Annotated in this window: 13 protein-coding genes and 1 pseudogene; 4 read left to right on the forward strand and 10 right to left on the reverse strand. The window is 69.9% G+C overall.

The features are described from left to right. Window positions 1–31: 31 nt before the first annotated feature. The gene (locus ABZ948_RS29535) at window positions 32–436 is read right to left on the reverse strand and encodes a nuclear transport factor 2 family protein (RefSeq protein WP_359764558.1); all 405 of its coding nucleotides are present in this window, start codon (window positions 434–436) and stop codon (window positions 32–34) included. A gap of 207 nt (window positions 437–643) precedes the next feature. On the opposite strand from ABZ948_RS29535, the gene ABZ948_RS29540 reads away from it, so the two are divergent. Next, complete coding sequence (locus ABZ948_RS29540) at window positions 644–1,450, forward strand: enoyl-CoA hydratase/isomerase family protein (RefSeq protein WP_359764560.1); 807 nt, start codon at window positions 644–646, stop codon at window positions 1,448–1,450. Window positions 1,451–1,493: 43 nt separating this feature from the next. On the opposite strand, the gene ABZ948_RS29545 is transcribed toward ABZ948_RS29540, so the two are convergent. Continuing rightward, window positions 1,494–3,473 carry a flavin-containing monooxygenase gene (locus ABZ948_RS29545; protein ID WP_359764562.1) on the reverse strand — a complete coding sequence of 660 codons (1,980 nt, stop codon included), beginning with the start codon at window positions 3,471–3,473 and terminating at the stop codon, window positions 1,494–1,496. An 82-nt stretch (window positions 3,474–3,555) separates the two neighbouring features. Continuing rightward, window positions 3,556–4,389, reverse strand: coding sequence for an IclR family transcriptional regulator (locus ABZ948_RS29550; protein WP_359764564.1), 834 nt, complete (start codon window positions 4,387–4,389; stop codon window positions 3,556–3,558). Window positions 4,390–4,560: 171 nt separating this feature from the next. Between ABZ948_RS29550 and ABZ948_RS29555 the strand changes: the two genes are divergently transcribed. After that, entirely contained in the window at window positions 4,561–5,187 is a 627-nt protein-coding gene (locus ABZ948_RS29555) for a TetR/AcrR family transcriptional regulator (protein WP_359764566.1), read from the forward strand. Window positions 5,188–5,232: 45 nt separating this feature from the next. Here the strand turns inward: ABZ948_RS29555 and ABZ948_RS29560 are convergent. The 7 genes and pseudogenes from ABZ948_RS29560 to ABZ948_RS29590 all read right to left on the reverse strand — a co-directional run bounded on the left by ABZ948_RS29560 (window position 5,233) and on the right by ABZ948_RS29590 (window position 13,743). Continuing rightward, window positions 5,233–6,446 (reverse strand): annotated as a pseudogene (locus tag ABZ948_RS29560) (CaiB/BaiF CoA transferase family protein). Then, on the reverse strand, window positions 6,443–7,507 hold the full coding sequence (locus ABZ948_RS29565) for an acyl-CoA dehydrogenase family protein (RefSeq protein WP_359764568.1): 1,065 nt from the start codon (window positions 7,505–7,507) through the stop codon (window positions 6,443–6,445). Before ABZ948_RS29565 ends, ABZ948_RS29560 begins: the two are co-directional and overlap by 4 nt. After that, window positions 7,504–8,658, reverse strand: a complete 1,155-nt coding sequence (locus tag ABZ948_RS29570) for an acyl-CoA dehydrogenase family protein (RefSeq protein ID WP_359764571.1) — start codon at window positions 8,656–8,658, stop codon at window positions 7,504–7,506. The genes ABZ948_RS29565 and ABZ948_RS29570 overlap by 4 nt, the downstream gene beginning before the upstream one ends. Window positions 8,659–8,753: 95 nt before the next feature. Continuing rightward, on the reverse strand, window positions 8,754–9,455 hold the full coding sequence (locus tag ABZ948_RS29575) for a GntR family transcriptional regulator (protein WP_359764573.1): 702 nt from the start codon (window positions 9,453–9,455) through the stop codon (window positions 8,754–8,756). A gap of 76 nt (window positions 9,456–9,531) precedes the next feature. Next, window positions 9,532–10,278, reverse strand: coding sequence for an SDR family NAD(P)-dependent oxidoreductase (locus ABZ948_RS29580; RefSeq protein WP_359764575.1), 747 nt, complete (start codon window positions 10,276–10,278; stop codon window positions 9,532–9,534). Window positions 10,279–10,368: 90 nt separating this feature from the next. Then, window positions 10,369–10,722, reverse strand: a complete 354-nt coding sequence (locus ABZ948_RS29585; protein ID WP_359764577.1) for a VOC family protein — start codon at window positions 10,720–10,722, stop codon at window positions 10,369–10,371. 120 nt (window positions 10,723–10,842) lie between these two features. Further along, complete coding sequence (locus ABZ948_RS29590) at window positions 10,843–13,743, reverse strand: glycosyl hydrolase (protein WP_359764579.1); 2,901 nt, start codon at window positions 13,741–13,743, stop codon at window positions 10,843–10,845. A gap of 353 nt (window positions 13,744–14,096) precedes the next feature. Between ABZ948_RS29590 and ABZ948_RS29595 the strand changes: the two genes are divergently transcribed. Next, entirely contained in the window at window positions 14,097–16,301 is a 2,205-nt protein-coding gene (locus ABZ948_RS29595) for an RICIN domain-containing protein (protein ID WP_359764581.1), read from the forward strand. A gap of 87 nt (window positions 16,302–16,388) precedes the next feature. Further along, entirely contained in the window at window positions 16,389–17,420 is a 1,032-nt protein-coding gene (locus tag ABZ948_RS29600; RefSeq protein ID WP_359764583.1) for a LacI family DNA-binding transcriptional regulator, read from the forward strand. The last annotated feature ends 4 nt before the right edge of the window (window positions 17,421–17,424 follow it).

Raw genomic sequence — 17,424 nt, forward strand, 5'->3', positions numbered from 1 at the left:
ACTCGAGCCCTTGAGGGGAGGCTCCGCGCGGTCAGGTGGACACCTCCCGCCTCGCCAGAAGCCACCGGTCGTCACACCGCATGAGCTCGTCCCGGTAGGAGCCGGTGACCAGGATCGCGGCGGGCTGGTCACCGGAGACGAGCTGGAAGTACGAAAACGCCGAAGCGCGGTCACCGTTCACGTGCACCTCCAGGTTGGTGACGATGTGCCGGTTGCCGGAGTCGGGTCCGGCGTGCCCGAGGACGCGCATTCCCTGGAGCCCGTAGAGGACTTCCGTACGTCCGCGCCAGGTCACGTCGGTCATGCGCCACTCGACGTCTTCGGCGAGGAGCCGGCCCATCCCCTCCACCGGGCCCTCGTCGGCGTTGCGGGCGAACGCGTTGAGGAGGTTGGATATCCGGATGGCGTCCGGTGTGTCCTTCGGTTCTCCGTTCACTTGCTGCACCTTGCTCCTGTCTCATTGAGGGATGGGCATCGGTCGCGCACGCTTGCGTGCGGTTGCAGGCCCTGAGGACGACTGTGCGCCCGTGGGCGCCCCGAGGAGGGGCGAACGTCCACTCACCGGACACCTGACGGGGGAGAAGCCAAGACCTGGGGAAGGTTGGACGCAGACCCTGTCCCCGGAGACGTGGAGGCCCCTGCTGTGACCGCCGACGCCGACACCCAGGCCACGACCCTGCAAGGAGCGGACCTGTCCGTCACGGTCCAGGACGGTGTCGGGCTGCTCGAAATGCGCCGTCCGCCCGCCAACTACTTCGACGAGGCGCTGATCGGGCAGATCGTCGATGCCGCCCGAGCCCTCGACGACGACCCGGGCTGCCGTGCGCTTGTGCTCGCGTCCGAGGGCAAGCACTTCTGCGCGGGCGCGAACTTCGGCGACGGAGGCGGCTTCACCGAGGACCGGGTCGCGGTGTCGGAGCGCCTGTATCGTCGCGCCGCGGAGCTGTTCGAGATCCGGACACCGATCGTGGCCGCTGTCCAGGGGGCAGCCGTGGGCGGTGGTCTGGGCCTCGCCTGCGCCGCCGACTTCCGTGTCGCCGACGTGAACTCCCGTTTCGTCGCCAACTTCGCGTTGCTGGGCTTTCACCAGGGCTTCGGACTGAGCGTGACCCTGCCGGAACTCGTCGGTCGGCAGGTCGCGGCGGACATGCTCCTCACCGGCCGAGTGGTCAGAGGCGAGGAGGCCCACCGCACGGGACTCGTGGACCGGCTCAGCGCGCCCGGCGGACAGCGCGCGGCGGCGGTGGAGTGGGCACGCTCGCTAGCTGCCGCCGCACCGCTCGCCGTACGGTCGATCCGAGCCACTCTCCGCTCGGGCCTCCTGGGCAGGGTGCGGGAGGCCCTGGAACACGAACTGTCCGAGCAGGCCCGGCTCTGGGCCACCCGTGATTGCGCGGAGGGCATCGCCGCGAACCTGGAGCGTCGGACGCCGGTCTTCCGGGGTGAATGACCGCGGGGCCGTCGAGTACGGGGGCCGTCGCTGCCTGTTGGTTCTATGCCTGTTGGTTCTCACCCCGCGCGACGAACACGTAGTCCTCCGGTCGCGGCGCGCGCAGCATGGCCCAGTAGTCGACCAGACGCCAGGGGCAGCTGACCCAGGCCCGGCCGGCCTTGTTGCGGTAGTAGCCGTTCGCGGAACCCCCGTGCTGCCAGACGGTCCTGTCCAGCTCGTCGTCGACCCGCTGGTTGTAGGCATCGGTGGCTGCCCGGGTCGGCTCCATCGAGGTCAGGCCGTTCTCGATCAGGTACCGGAGGCTCTCGACGACGTAGTGGACATGCCCCTCGCTGGTGATGTTGTGGCCGCCGCCGTGGTTGGGCGCCGCGTTGGGCCCGGCCGTGACGAACAGGTTGGGGAACCCCGGGACGGTGATGCCGAGGTAGGCCCGGGGGTTCTGGTCGGCCCACTCGTCGCTCAGCCTGATGCCGTCGCGGCCCACCACATCGAGGAAGCCGAGGTATTCGAGCTTGAAGCCGGTGGCCCAGACGATGACGTCCGCAGGGATGAACTCGCCCTCGGTCGTGACGACGCCGTCGGGACGAATCTCCTGGAACGAGGCCCGGTGCACGGACACGTTGTCGCGCTTGACGGCCTCGAAGAAGCCGGGGTCCTTCACGATCCGCTTGGCGAACGGCGGGAAGTCCGGTGTCAGCTTCTCCTTCAGGTCCGGGCGGTCGGCGAACGCCTCGTCCAGATAGCTCAGACAGACCTGCATCACCGCGTCGTTGGCCGGAGAGGCTGACACGTGAGTGGCGTACCACTCCTCGTCGATCCGTGGGACGGACCAGCCCTTGTCCCCGGCCCACCAGTATGTCTTGGTCCTGAACCACTGGTGGAAGTAGGGAAGGTTCTCCAGCGCCCACCGGACGCCGTCGGGTACGCCCGCGGAGACCTGCTGCTCCGGGATGACCCAGTGCGGCTGGCGGGCCACGACGTCCAGCGACGCGACCTTGTCGGCGATGCTCGCGACGACCTGCACGGACGTACAGCCCGCACCGAGGACGACCACACGCTTGCCGCGCAGGTCGACGTCATGGCGCCATTCGGCGGTGTGCATCATCTCGCCCTCGAACGCGTTCATGCCGTCGACCTCGGGGATCGACGGTCCGTTGAGCACGCCGGTGGCGGTGACCACCGCGTTGGCCCTATGCGTCCGGACGGTGCCGTCCTTGCGCCGCACGGTGACCTCCCAGACCTGCTCGTCCGCGTGCCAGACACAGCCCAGCACCTTGCTGGAGAACGCGATGCGGGGGTACAGGTCGTATTTGGCGGCCACGTGGCGCAGGTAGGCGAGGTATTCGGCTCCCGTCGGGTAGTACTTCGACCACCTGGGGTTGAGCTCGAAGGAGTACGAGTAGAAGTGGCTCGGGGTGTCGACCGCGGCCCCTGGATAGGTGTTGCGCGACCACGTGCCGCCGAGGTCGTCGTGTTCCTCGAAGACCTGGTAGCGGAATCCCGCCTGGCCGAGCTTGATCGCGGCGTTCAGGCCGATCATGCCGGAACCGATGATCGCGACACTGAAGTCCGCCGGGGGAGTGCGGGTTTGCGCGACGGTCCGGCGCGCTTCCTCGAAGCCTCCCTGCTCGCGCAGATGGGGAACGTATTCCACACCGACGGAGTCGGTCAGGCACACCTCGGCCATGCGCCGGAACAGCAGGTCGCCGGGAACCGCGATCCGGGGTGTGAGAGGGCCGTCGAGGAGCCGCCTCGCCCGGGCACGGACCTCCGCCGCGACCATCGGCGGATACTCGCCCATCATCGTCGGGGTGCGTCCCTCCTCCACGGCCCGGCGGCGCTCCCGCGCGAGCAGTTCCCCGAATTCGTCGACGAGACCGGTGTCTCCGGTCACATGGATCAGTGACATCAGCAGAGCGCCCGGCTCGGCGACCTCGATCGCCGCGGCCAGGCTTTCCCGGTCGACGTCGGTGACGGGGGACAGGACATAGGTGGGCTGGTCCGGGGATATCAAGGTCATCGGGGCACCGGTTCCTTGGAAGGTCGAAGCGGCGACGTACGGCGTCGCGACAGAAGCGAGAAGTGCGCCCCGCTCGGCTGGTTCAGCCGTGCGGCAGCACGGAGGCCGGGGCGGAGCGGCGCTGGCCGGAGGGAAGGCGCAGGGGTGGACGCCGGTGCCGGCGGGGCATCCCCGACGCGGCATACCAGATGTCCATCGCGGTCATGCGTACGGCGTCGCCTGCGTCCTGTGCGGGCATGGTGTCCGCGGGGCCGCACAGGGACAGTGCCGCGCGCCCGCCGCTTCCGGGCGGGCCGACGGGCGCGGCAACCACGCTGACGCCGGCGCCACAACCTTGGAAGTCGATCGCGACACCGCCTCGCTCGCGGACGCGGATGAGCTCGTGCCTCAGGTCGCGGAGCGTGTGGATGCCGTACACGGTGGCCGGGGGAGTGAAGTCCAGGTCGGGCCAGTCGGACTCGGAGAGCTGGGCGAGCAGGACGCGACCGGCGGCCGAGTGCACGGCGGACTGCCGGCCCCCCAGACGCCAGCAGTCCCCCTTCTCCGGCCAGTCGCCGATGCGTTCGAGGTGCAAGACGTCCGCGGACACCAGCGTGCTCAGGTGCACGGTCAGACCGGTCGACCGGTGCAGGGCGTGCATGAAGGGAAGGGAGGCCTGGTGGACGCGGTCCCGACGGACGACCTGCGAGCCCAGCTCGAACATGCGGATGCCCAGGCTGTACTTGTAGCCCTCGCGTTCGACCCAGCCCAGATCGACAAGTCGCTGCAGGATGCGGTGTGTCGAGGAGCGCGGCAGGTCGGCGTATCGGGAGATCTCGGCAAGCGTGAGTCTGTGGCGACCGTCGAACACTTGGAGAAGACAAGCCACCCTGTCGATCATCGTGACAGGGGAGGTGTGGCTCGGTGCCGTGGTCATGGTCGTCTCCCGGCATCTTCATCCGGTTGCACATTGCGACAACGTGTCGCAAACTGACAGGTGTGAGTGTACTGCTGGGTTTCCAGCGTGTAAATGGATTGGATCCAATACCCGCATACGATCGAGCGCGGGGACTGGTGTGAGGGTCGGGGAGGCCGGAAAGGTGCGGGCATGGTGAAGCGGAGCCGCCCGACGCTCACCGAGCGGCGGGCCGAGGAACTGCACATGACGATCGCGAGGAAGGCAGCCGAGATCTTCGTCGCCGACGGTGACACATCGGCCACCGTCGAGCGCATCGCCGACGCCGTGGGAATGTCGACGCGTACGTTCTACCGTCACTTCCCCGTCAAGGAAGACGTCGTCAGGCCGCTGTTCCGGCACAGCTCGCAGCAGGTCGTAGAAGCGCTGCGCAACGCGCCCAGGGACGGCGACCTGGTGGAGACGCTGGTGACCGCATGGACCGCGGAGCTGGACTCGGGCCCTAATCTCAGTCCGTTCGGCCGCACGTTCCTCGCCCTGGTGGCGGCCAGCCCGCAGTACCGCCTGCGGTGGATGGAGGTCGACGACGAGCTGTGCCAGGCGATGGCCGGCTTCCTGCGGGAGCGCATCGGGGAGGGGGACAGTCCGCTGGCATCGGTCCTGCCGGGCTTCCTCATCGTGCAGGCGACTCGGCATGTCTTCATGCACTGGATCACGTCGGAGACGGGTGAGGACATCGCCGATCTGCTGCGCGAGGCGTTCCGGATGGTGCTCGACGGCGTCCGTACGACATGTCCCGCTCACTCCTCCTCCGGGTGAGCGGGCGGAGCCCGCACGCGGCCGAGGCGGGAGACTCCCGGGACGTCAGTCCGCGGCGGCTTTCGCAGGCCCGAGGGCGCCGGACCGGCGCAATACCGCGATCTGCTCCTCGTCGTAGCCGAGATCGATCAGGACGCGGTGGGTGTCCGCGCCCGTGGGCACCGGAGCGCTGGGTGGCGCCGAAGGCGTCCGGCTCAGCTTGATGGGCACGCCGATTCCGCGGTACTCGCCGTCCCGGACGACCATCGATCGGTGCCGGGTGTGCGGCGCGGACAGGGCGCCCGCCACATCATGCACCGGGCCGGCCGGAACTCCCCTCGCCGTCAGAGCTGACGCGAGGTCGTCCGCGTCCCGGGTCAGGAATGCCGGCTCCAACTCGGCCAGGAGCCACGGCAGGTTGACCATCCGGTCCCGGTTGCGCAGGAAGCGGGGGTCCCCGCCAGTTGGGGGACACCGAGGACTTCCGTGAGGGCGGCGAAATGCGCGTCGCTGGCGGCGGCGACGAACAGACATCCGCCTCGCGCCGTGCGGAACACCTGATACGGAGCGACGGTCGGGTGGGCCGCCCCGGTGCGTCGGGGGATCTCACCGGAGTTCAAGTAGGTCGCGGTGTGCGGATGCATGAGGGACAGAACGGCGTCGAACAGCGTCACGTCGACGAGCTGTCCCCGACCGCTGGTCGTCCGCTCCAGCAGTGCGAGCAGCACACCGGCGAACGCCTGGTGCGCGGCGGTGATGTCCACGATCGGTACGCCGACACGCAAGGGGGTACCGTCCGGTTCGCCGTTCACGCTCATCAGCCCGCCGTAGGCCTGCAACACGGCGTCGTAACCCGGCAGACCGCCGAGCGGGCCGTCGACGCCGTAGCCGGTGATCCGGCAGTGTACGAGCCGGGGGAACTCCCGGGCGAGGCGTGACTCGTACCCCAGGCCCCAGCGTTCCAGGGTGCCGGCTTTGAAGTTCTCCACGACCACGTCCGCTCGGGAGATGAGCTCGTACAACACCTGCCTGGCGCGCTCGACACGCAGGTCGAGCGCGATGTTGGCCTTGCTGCGGTTGAGGCCCTGGTAATAGGCGCTCATCGTCTCCGCCTCGTCGACGAACGGCGGCCCCCAGCGCCGCGTCTCGTCACCGGCGGGGAACTCCACTTTGAGCACGTCCGCGCCGTGGTCGGCGAGCATCTGGGCGCAGAACGGGCCGGCGAGGACTCTGCTCAGATCGAGAACACGGACACCGCGAAGTGCTCCGCCCGTACTCATCGCGCGTCTCCCGTCACCACATGCCACCACGAGCCCTCCTGACGCACCGCGGCGGCGAGGTGGTCGTGCCAGTGGCTCTCGCTGCCGAACTCCTCACGCCACGCCCACAACCGGGCTGTCGCGGCGCCGAGGTGATGTTCGCGTGAGTACCCGATCGCGCCGTGCAGTTGGTGCCCGATGGAGGCGACGGTGCGAGCGCCCGCCGACGCCGTGGCCTTGGCCGCCGCCACAGCCACACCCGCGTCGTGATCCTCCGCCGCGACCGCGAGGAGCGCCGCGTCCGCACTGACCTGCAGCGCGGTGACCTCGGCGGCGAGTGCGGCCAGCTGCTGTTGCACGGCCTGGAAGCCGGCGAGAGGACGGCCGAACTGCTCCCGCTCGGTGACGTACTGCCGGGCCGACAGGTAGACGGCCCGGGCCGCCGCGGCGAGCTGGAGGGACCTCGCCAGCGCGCCTCGCCGCAGGATCGCTTCCGCGCAGACATCGACAGGCGCCACAGCGGCGAGATGGCCAGCCGGCTCGATGTCGTCGAAGTGCAGCGTGTCACGCGGTTCGCCGGCGAGGTTCTCAGCCGTCGCGAGGTGCATGGCCGGGGACTCACGCTGTGCAACGGGCACAAGTGCGACCAGGATCTCGTCGCCGCACCGAACGGTCGTGGCGACGTGGTCCGCGTGGCGCCCCCACGGCACTCGAACGGCCCCCGACAGGCGCAGGGCACCGTTCCGCCACTCTCCCCGGGCATCGTCGAGCGAGGCGACCACGACACCCGGGGGCAGGGAGAGTCCGGCGCGTGCCAGCATCCAGCCCGCCAGAAACGCCGTCTCGGCCACGGGCACCTTAACCGCGTGAAAGGCCATCAGGTCGACGACCACGGCGAGGTCGCTCAGCCCGCCCCCGCTGCCACCGGCTTCCTCGGGGACGCCCAGCAGGTGGAACCCACCATGACTCAGGTCCTCCCACACTTGGTGGTCGAAGTGTTCGGAGGGAGCGTGCCGCGTACTCCGGCCGCGCAGAATCGCGGAGACGGCGGAGCGGATCTCCCCGTGCAGCTCCTCGTTCATCGAACCCCCAGTCCACGTGCCACGACCGAGCGCAGGATCTCGTTGGTGCCGCCGCGCAGGGTGAACGCCGGAGTGTGGAGAACCGCTTCTGCCAGCAGCCCCTCAAGCCCGTCCGCGCCCCTGCGCGGCTCGATCCCCGTCACCTGCCGTACGGTTTCCACCACATCCCCCTCGAACCGTGACCCGAGATCCTTGACCAGCGCGGCGGCGACCTCCGTCGAGCGTCCCCGGGCCAGCGCGGCCGCCACCGACAGCGACATCTGGCGCAGGGTCCAGGCCCGGGCCGTGAGTCCGCCGAGCGCCCGTTGCGCGACTGTCTCACCGGGCCGCTCGCCCAGCTGCTCCGCCCAAGCCCGCAACAGCGGCACGGTGCTCATCAGCCGCTCCGGGCCGGATCGTTCATACGCCAGTTCGGCGGTGACCTGACGCCAGCCGGCTCCGCGCTCGCCCAGCAGGCTGCCGTGCGGAACGACGACGGAGTCGAAGACGACCTCGTTGAAATGGTGCTCACCGTCGATGGTGAGGATGGGCCGGATCTCGACGCCCGGTGCCGGGAGGTCGACAAGGAACTGCGACAGACCCGCATGCCGGTCCGTGGACGTGCCGTCGGTGCGGGCGAGGACGACCATCGCATGGGCGTAGTGCGCCCCCGTCGTCCAGATCTTCGTCCCCGTGATCTCCCAGCCGTCGGCGACCTCGCGTGCCCGCGTACGCACCGACGCCAGGTCGGAGCCCGCGTCGGGCTCGCTCATGCCGATCGCGAAATAGCACTCGCCCCGGGCGATCGAGGGAAGGTAGCGCCGCCGCTGGGCCTCGGTGCCGTGGCGCAGGAGAGACGGCGCCATCTGCCGGTCGGCGATCCAGTGGGCGGCGACCGGAGCACCCGAGGCCAGGAGCTCCTCGGTGACCACGAACCGGTCGAGAGCCGACCGGCCGTGGCCTCCGTAGGCGGTCGGGAGCGTCATACCGATCCAGCCGCGCGCGCCCAGAAGGCGGCTGAACGCCGGATCCGGAGCGGACATCCAGGCGTCGCACCGCGGGGTGAAGGCACCTGCCGCGAGCTCGGCGCTCAGGAAACTGCGGACCTCGTCGCGCAGCTCGCTCGCCGCTGGGTCGAGCCGGTGCGGGGAGAGATGGATTGTCGCAGTCAACCGGACTCCTCCTTCGGGTCCGACTGACGCTACGAGACGGGATCCAGGAGAGTTGCCGATGTTCCGTTGAGTGGACGCGACACCGGCTCGTCGGATCAGTCGGCGTGCGGGTGCGTCACCGCCCCTGCCTCCAGCATCAGGTTCAGCCGGTCCGCTGAGCCCGCACGATGCGCGTCCATCAACTCGACCAGCCGCTCCACGTCGCCGGCGCGCAGCGCGGCGACCATCTCGCGGTGCTCGGCCAGGATGCGCGTCCGCCCGGCCTCGTCGTAGAGGTAGACGGAGTGGTAGGGCAGCGCCCAGGTCCAGATACGCCGGATCTCGCCCACGACGAGTTTCAGATCGCTCAAGTCGAAGACGGCGAGGTGGAACTGGCTGTTGAGGGCGCGCATCCGAGGCAGGTCGACGTCGGCCGCAGCCCGTTCGACCTCTTCCGCCAGCGTTGCGATGTCCGCGAGTTGCCGGGCCGAGGGCCGGGGAAGGCTGCGGATCACCTCGGTCTCCAGAAGCCGCCGCATCAGGTAGATCTGATCGAACTCCGAACGGCTGAGCCGGGCGACGGCGAAGCCGACATTGTGCCGATGGACGACCAGCCCGTCCGCCACGAGCTGGCGCAATGCCTCGCGCACGGGCAGGCGACTCACACCCAGGACGGCTGCGATGTGCTCCTGGCGGATCTGCTGGCCGGGCAGCAGATCGCCCGATGTGATCATCTGTTTGATGTCGTTGACAGAGCGGGCCACCGCCTGATGCGCGGGGGCGCTGACCTCGGCGGCGGACGACTTTCGAGGCGGCATGGGCACTCCTTGTGATCCGCTCCACCGTAGAGGGGTGCGACCAGCTGCGGCACGGTGGCCCCCGCCGTGGCCGATCTCAGTACGTGACGCTGCCCCCGTTGAGGTTGAGGGTCTGCCCGGTCATCCAGGACGCCTCCGGGGAAGCCAGGTAGACCACAGCGGCCCCGACGTCCTCGGGCGTTCCGAGGCGGCGAGTGGGGATGTGCGCGGCGATGTCCGCCGTGCTGTCGCCGGCAGCGTTGGTCTGCAGCCCGAGTGCCAAGGTATTGGCCGTGACCCCGAGCGGGGCGGCCTCCTGGGATATGTGCCGGATGAAGCCTTCCACGCCGCTCTTCGCGGCCCCGTACAGGGACAGTCCATGGGCGGATCCGGTGCGCGCCGACCCGGACGAGATCTGCACGATCCGCCCCCAGCCCGCCTGGCACATGTCGTCGAGGACCGCTGAAACGCAGTTCATCGCACCGAAGAGATTGATCTCCACGGGCGCTCGCCACCGGCTCGGGTCCAGCGAGCTGAACTGTCCCTGGCCGAAGTCGGCCGCGATGCCCGCGTTGTGCACCAGGATGTCCAGGTGGCGCCCCAGTCGGGTACGGGCCTGTGCGACGCCCTCACGCACTCCGTCCAGGTCGGTGACGTCGAAGGGGGCCGGAACTGCCGTTCCGCCCGTGGCCGTGATCTCCCCGGCGGTCGCTTCGGCACGCTCGGCCACCAGGTCGTTGACTGCTACCGCGGCTCCCTGGGCGGCGAGCGCCCGGGCGATCCCGGCTCCGGCGTTCTGGCCGGCTCCCGTGACCAGCGCAGTGCGGCCCGAAAGATCGAACATCGTGTTCCTTTCCCTTGCACAGTCGTGATCGAAGGCTCCGCACCCGACGCGTCCACTTCGCACGTGGTCCGCGTCAGTCGTCCGCGGTCCTCAGAGGTGCTGTACGAACTCCAGGAGGTGCCCCTCAGGGTCCGTGACCTGGGCGGTCCGCATGCGGTACCGGGGGATCGACCTGGGTTCGCCGCGCACCGTGCCTCCCGCGGCCTGAGCCGCTCGCACCAGCTCGTCCACGTCGGCGACGGAGAAGCCCAACACGGCCTCACCAGGGGTGGGGGCCTCGCGGTGCAGGTGCTTGATCAGCAACAGCGAAGGCCCGTCGCTGTCGGGTGAACGCATGACGGACTCCGCGTATGTTCCGTCGCCCTCGCCGCCGGTCACCCGGTGTGTCTCGACGAGGCCGATCACGGAAGAGTAGAACGAGGACTCGACCTCAAGATCGTTCACGATGATTTTGGTGAACGTGAACTGTCGCTTGGGACTGGACGTCGGCATACGGGTAGTACAGCGGTTCGGCCACCCTGTCGGCGCCCATGTTCCAGTGAGCGGGAGAGCGCCCCCTGACGGTCAGTTTCGGACAGGTACCTGGCGGTACGGCGTGAGGCGGACGGGGCCGATCAAGCCGTACTGCTGGCGGGGCTGTTCGGCCTGGCCCGGATATCCGTCGGTGACGCGGAGGCGGTTGCGCAGCGGCGTCGCCACCCGGACCGTGAGCGTGTTGCGGCCCGGCTTGACGAAGGAGCCGAGGTCGATGCGGCGGGTCACCTGGTCGGCGGGCGGCAGCGCGCGTCCGTTGACCGTCACTTCGAAGGTGTCGGTCACCTCACCGAGGTCGAGGTAGGCACCGTCGAGGTGGTCCAGCCGTACGGTCGTCGTGTACGTCCCGATGCCGGCCACGTCCCGGAGTTTCGGTATGTCGGTCCAGGGCTTCAGCCGGTCGAGGGCGAGTTCGTGGTGGGTGATCTCGCGTTGCCCGTCCGTGCCTCGGTGCCAGTCCTCGACCGACAGCTGCCACGAGTCGAGTGTCTGTCGCGCCGCGACCTTGGGGACGACGACCTCGGTCTTCTTCCCACTGTTCCACGTGACGGTGGACGCGCCGCTCGTCGTCGCCCGCAGGTGCCGCACACCACCGACCGTGACGATCTCCCCGCCATCGGCGTCGGTGACGTGGCGGCCCGGTCGGGCGGTCCGGTCGAGGGCGATGACGGCGGTGGCACCTGCGGGGAGGGCGAGCGGCACGGTGACGCGGGAGCGTTCGCTCCGGTACTGACCGAGCGGGGTGGTCCGCCCGGTCCAGGCGTCGAGCATGTACGGCTGCCCTCCGCCCTCCAGCGAGATCTCCGAGGAGACCGGGGCGGACGTGGGGTTGTGGACGTAGTAGAAGTCCCTGCCGGACTGGGCCCGTCGTACGGTGAGCAGGCCCGTGCCGGCGGTCTCGGCCGAGGCCCGTACGCCAAGCTTCTTGAGCGCACCTGGCAGTTCTGCGGACGTGGTGACGCGCCGCACGGACGGCTGGGCCAGCAACAGCTTGACGAGGCGGGCGAGTTCGGCGTCCTGTTCGGCGGGCCGGAAGGCACCGGGAGTGCGGACCGGGGGCGCGCCGATGACGACGACGGGCAGCCCTTCGCGTGCGTGCGTCAGAAGCAGTCGGGCGGTCCGCACGGGCAGGGGCGTCTGGCTGTCGAGGATCAGCGCGCGGTAGGCGGGGCCGTCGGAGGCGAGCCTGCGGCCCTTCACCCGGGTCCCGGCCAACTGGTCGGGACCGGCGAAGTCGAAGGTGAAGCCGGCCAGAGCGTCCGGGACCTGCAGGGAAGCGTCGTAGCGCTGCCGGTAGACGACGAGGTCGACCACCGGGCTGCCTTGCCGGAGGACGTGCTGCATGCGTGCCGTCCAGGCGGTGATATTGCCTGTGTCCCGCCAAGTGGGCTGGCGCGGGCCCCACGCCTCGGAGAAGCCGTTGCCGCCCTGCAGCGTGAACGGTGAGAACCCGGGCCAGGGCAGGTTCGCGGCCGTGCGATCGGTGGCGAAGCCGTGGAAGACGACCTGGTTGACGCCGTGTGCGAACGCTGCGTTGAAGTGCTTCAGCATCTGTGGCCATGTCTGGGCGTAGGCGCTTCCGAAGGTGGCACAGCCCTCCAGGGAGACGACGTTCCGTGCGGCGAGGTGGGCAGCGCCGATGAACATCCAGCGGGACGGAGGGTCGGTGTAGTCAGCCGTGTCGCCCAGAGTCTCGGTCTCGGGTACGTCGAGGGCGGCGGCGACGGTCGAGGAGTCGAAAGTGGTGCCGTAAGGCTGCGCGCGCAGGCGCAGGCCCAGAGAGTGGGCCCAGGTCTTGAGCGGCTGTACGTGCTCGGTGACGTACAGATCGGTCAGGGTGCGGTAGTAGTCGTCGCGGACGCGGGCGCCGCTGAGGTCGGTGAACTCGAAGTCGGGCGTGTCGTCGACGGTCACCGGCGTGTACTGCCGGTGGATCCTGTCGATGAACAGGACGGGCAGGTGCGGGAGCAGGGAATAGCCGCACAGGCTGTGGAAGCGGTCGGGCAGGCCTGGGGTCCAGTGCTGGGCGGAGTCCAGTTCCAGGGAGTCCTCGAACAGGTCACCGCCGTTGGTCTTGAGGAGGCGGCGCAGCGCGGGCGTCAGGATGTGAGTGTCCCAGTAGCCGGTGGCCGCGTCGGTTCCGGCCGGGCTGAAGTGGTCGACGACGTACGCGGCTTCGCCCGACACAGCCTGCCCGGTCACGGATGCCTGGCCCGTGCCGCGCTGCCAGTAGCCGATCAGCAGCCAGTTGCCGCCGGACGGCGCCGTCCAGGAGAGGTTTCCCTCGCGCACGGATCCGGTGAGATCGACCAGGGACTGCCGTTCCAGGCGTACGGGCTTCGCGGTGGGGCTGCCGACGTGGCGCACCGCGTGGACGGCCACCAGCGTCTGCCGTGTCACCCCGGAGTGCGGGGCGGGGCCGGCCGGCACCGGACCGCTGTAGGTGGCACCACCTTCGACTTGTGTGCGGCCGTACACGATCTCCTGGGCGGCCTCGCGGCTGTCCGGTGTGACGCCGGGCACCACCAGTGGCCATGCGGGACCCACGGTGATGTCGATGCGCACGCCGTGCTGCTGGCCGGCCTCCACGGCCTGTTGGAGCCGGGCGGTGAGGGCGGGGCTGCCCCAGCCGGCCGTCCGGGGATCGGTGAAGGCGAACATGCACTGGATCTCGGCGGCACCGAAGCCCTGCTCGGCCATCGCCCGGATCTCCGGGGCGATCGCTTCGGGGTCGATGTCCGCGCACGGCCACCAGTAACGGATCTTCGGCCGCGCCTCGGCCGGCGGTGAGGCGAAGGTCCGCGCGAAGGGCGGTGCGGCGAGCGGGGACGGCGCTGCCGACGCGACGCCGGACGTCGAGGCGAGCACTGCCGGTGCCGCGGCGAGAACCAGGGCGTCGGCGCACAGCTGCCTGCGGGACAAGGGAGACATGAGGGCTCCTGGAGGAAAAAAGGGGGGCAGACGCCAAGCAGTGCCATCCAGGCGCCCAGCCGGAGAGTTGGACGCCTGTCTGCGGCTGCCGTCAGGGCAACGGACGTGGCCACCGTCAGTGTGGACGCCGAAAGGCGGCTGCCCGTGAAGCAGTTCCAGTCAGTGGAAGGGGCCGTCTCGAAGCGCGGGGCAGCGAAGTCGGGGTCACCGGCTGGCCGGACCGTCCAGAACGCCGGGCATCGACGACCGGTTCACGAAAGTCTTTCGGAAACGGGCTCGTGACATGGCGGCGCCGCGTCCCAATACTGCCCGGAAGGCAATTGCCGAACGTCGCCACGTTCGAAGGAAACGCAATGAGAAAACCACTGGCCCGGAGGGCTCTCTCGGCAGCGACAGCCATAGGCGTCGGCGTGGCTTTCGCCGTCGCCTCCGCAGGGAGCGCGGCGGCCTATCAGCCGACCCCGTCGAATTTGTACGTGGCGGGCAATCCCGCCGCGTGCAACAAGAATCCCTGCGTCCTCTACCCGAAGTCGGCGCAGCTTCCGAGCGGCCGGATCGTGGCGACGTTCGAGAACAGCCAGACCGACCCGGTGGGGCAGACGCTCCCCGTCTACAAGAGCGACGACGACGGCACGACCTGGCAGAAGCTGGCCGATGTGAAACCTCCGGCCGCACTGTCCAGCGACCCGCAGTACGCCAAGTACACGAGCAACTGGACCAACGCGTACCCGTACACGCTCCCGCAGGACGTTGGTGATCTGAAGGCAGGCACGCTCCTGCTCGCGAGCATCGTCTCGGGCGACGACTCCTACTACCGGGAGCAGAAGGCCGCCGACCCGACGTGGACGCCGACCGGTGACGGCGACCGCAAGGACGTCGCGCTCGCCCTGTACGCCAGCACTGATGACGGCGCGACCTGGAGCTTCGAGAACATCATCGCCGCCGGCGGGTGGCAGGGCGGCAGCGCGGGAAGCATCGGACGGGTGTCCCGGGCCAACACCGCGGCACAGGTCGACCCGATATGGGAGCCGCACCTGCTGGCCCGGGGCGGCAAGCTGATCGCCTACTACTCCGACGAGAACGACTACCTCGGTTACGACACCGCCACCGGTGTGCCGACCCTGGACCCGGACAACGCGACGGCGCCGGACTCCGGCGGCCAGGTCCTCGTGCACCGGACCTGGGACGGCACCAGCACGTCCTGGAGCCGGCCGGTCGTCGACGTGCCCGGCCTCACCGTGGACCGGGGCAACGGCAAGACGGAGATCGGCGGCGGACGCCCCGGCATGACGACGGTCGCGCCGACCACCGACGGCAAGTGGATCATGACGTACGAGTACTGGGGAGGCGGCACCGACGTCCGGTACAAGATCGCGGACGATCCGCTGAAGTTCTACGCGGCCGCCGACCACCCGATCACCGACCTGCCGGTACCGGCGGGGGGCCACACGCTCGCCACCGGCGGCAGCCCGGTGCTGCTGCCGATGCCGGACGGGCGGATCGTGTACAACGCCGCCGGCAGCGGCAACGTGTGGGTGAACGAGTCCGGCCGCAGCGACGGCACCTGGAAGGAGTACCAGACGACGCTGCCCGCCGGGTACAGCCGCAACCTGCAGTACGTCGAGGGGACCGGACGCGTCCTCGTCCTCCAGGCATCCTGGAGCGGCAACAGCGTCGGGCCCGTGCGCTACGGCGAGGTCGACCTCGGCCACTCCGACGGCACCTACTACACCCTGGTCAACCGCCTGACCGGGCAGGCCCTCGCCCCCGACGCCGGCAAGACGCAGGACGCGAACCTCACCGGCGACGTCCCCGATCTCGTCCTCAGACCGCGGGACGCGGCCGACGACACGCAGCGCTGGCACCTGACGGACAAGGGCTCCGACGTGACCCTGCTCAACAAGGCCGGCGGTCGCGCGGCCGGCATCTGGACCGGCAGCGCGACGGCCGGGCAGCGCCTCGCCCAGTGGGTCGACGACAACGCCACCGACAAGCGGTGGACCCTCGTGCCCTCGACCGATGGGTACTACAAGGTCCGGTCGGTGCGGAACACCAGCCTGTTCATGACGGGCGCGACGCAGAACGGCCCGGTCGACGTGGAACCGGCGATCGACGCGTCCGCGAACCCCGCGGCGGACGACGCGCAGGAATGGCAGCTCGTGCAGGAGCCGGCGGCGAAGAACCCCTTCACGTTGAAGGGCGCCAACTCTGCCCGCTGCCTCGACGTGCCGAACGGACAGACGGGCGTGCAGGTGCAGATCTGGGACTGCGTCGGCAACCAGAACCAGACGATCACCGCGACCGACACGGGCGAGCTGCGTGTCCTCGGCAACTGCCTCGCCGCGGCCGGTGACGGCACCACCCCCGGCACCCAGCTGATCCTGTGGCCCTGCAACGGCAAGTCCAGCCAGAAGTGGTGGTTCCGCCTCGACGGGTCCGTCGTCAACCGCTCCAACGGCCTCGCCATCGACGTCACCGGCTGGGCGACGGCCAACGGGGCGAAGGTGCAGCTGTGGACGGCTCTCGGCAATGCCACCCAGAGGTGGAGCCGGAACTGAGTCCGGACCACCGGGCGCCGGAGGGTTGTCCCTCCGGCGCCCGGTGCTGTTGGCTTGCGGCGGGATTCCAGGTCAAGGACGAGGGACGTGACCGTACAGGACAAGGGGCAGCTGGACGCGCAGTACGGGCTGCTGACCGATATCGCCCAGGAGGCGGGCGTGTCGCTCAGCACCGTCTCCAAGGTGGTGCACCGGCGCCGCGACGTCGGCGCGGCGACCCGCGCCCGGGTCGAGGAACTGCTGGCGCGCCACGGATACGTCCGCCCGTGGGAACGCGACCACAGGGAGCCGCGGCAGATCATCACCGTCTTCCGGGACCTGTCGGGCCCGTACACCCTGGAGGTCGTACGCGGCATCGTGGACGCGGCGGGCGAGCTCGGCGTGGACGTGGTGACCGGCACCACCGGCCGGCGTTCCATCTCGCAGTGGCTCGAGGAATGTGTGGCGCTCGGCGCGGCCGGGCTGATCATCGTGATCTCGATGCTGGCGGAGGAGGACCAGCGGCGCATCATCGAGCAGCGGCTGCCGGTGGTGCTGGTGGACCCGCTCAGCGCGCCGTCGCCGGAGATCCCGAGCATCGGCGTGACCAACTGGAGCGGGGCCCGGGACGCCGTGCAGCACCTGCTCGGCCTGGGGCACACCCGGATCGGCATGGTCGCGGGCCGCTCCCACTCGCTGGCGGGAGCGGCCCGCCTGCACGGGTACCGGGCCGCGCTGGAGGAGGCCGGGATCGGCTACGACCCGGCGATCGTGCGCTCCACCGACTTCGACTACGACGAGGCGCTCGCCGCCACCCTGCAGATGCTGCGCACCGAGCAGCCGCCGACGGCCGTTTTCGCGGCCAGCGACGCGCAGGCGCTCGGCGTGCTGGAGGCGGCCCGCCAGCAGGGACTGCGCGTCCCCGAGGAGCTGTCGGTGATGTCGTTCGACGACACGCTGGTGGCGGCCATGGCCAGCCCCCCGCTGAGCGCCGTACGCCAGCCCTTCGAGGAACTGGGGCGCGAGGCGACCCGGGTGCTGTTGCAGACGGCCGAGGGCCGCCCACCGGCGTCCCCGCGCATCGAACTGGCGACGGAGCTGGTGCTGCGGACCTCGACGTCCGTGGCCCGCAGCACCTGAAGAG

Origin of the sequence: Streptomyces olindensis (genome assembly GCF_040645895.1) — a bacterium.
In the GTDB taxonomy this organism is placed as follows: Bacteria; Actinomycetota; Actinomycetes; order Streptomycetales; family Streptomycetaceae; genus Streptomyces; species Streptomyces olindensis.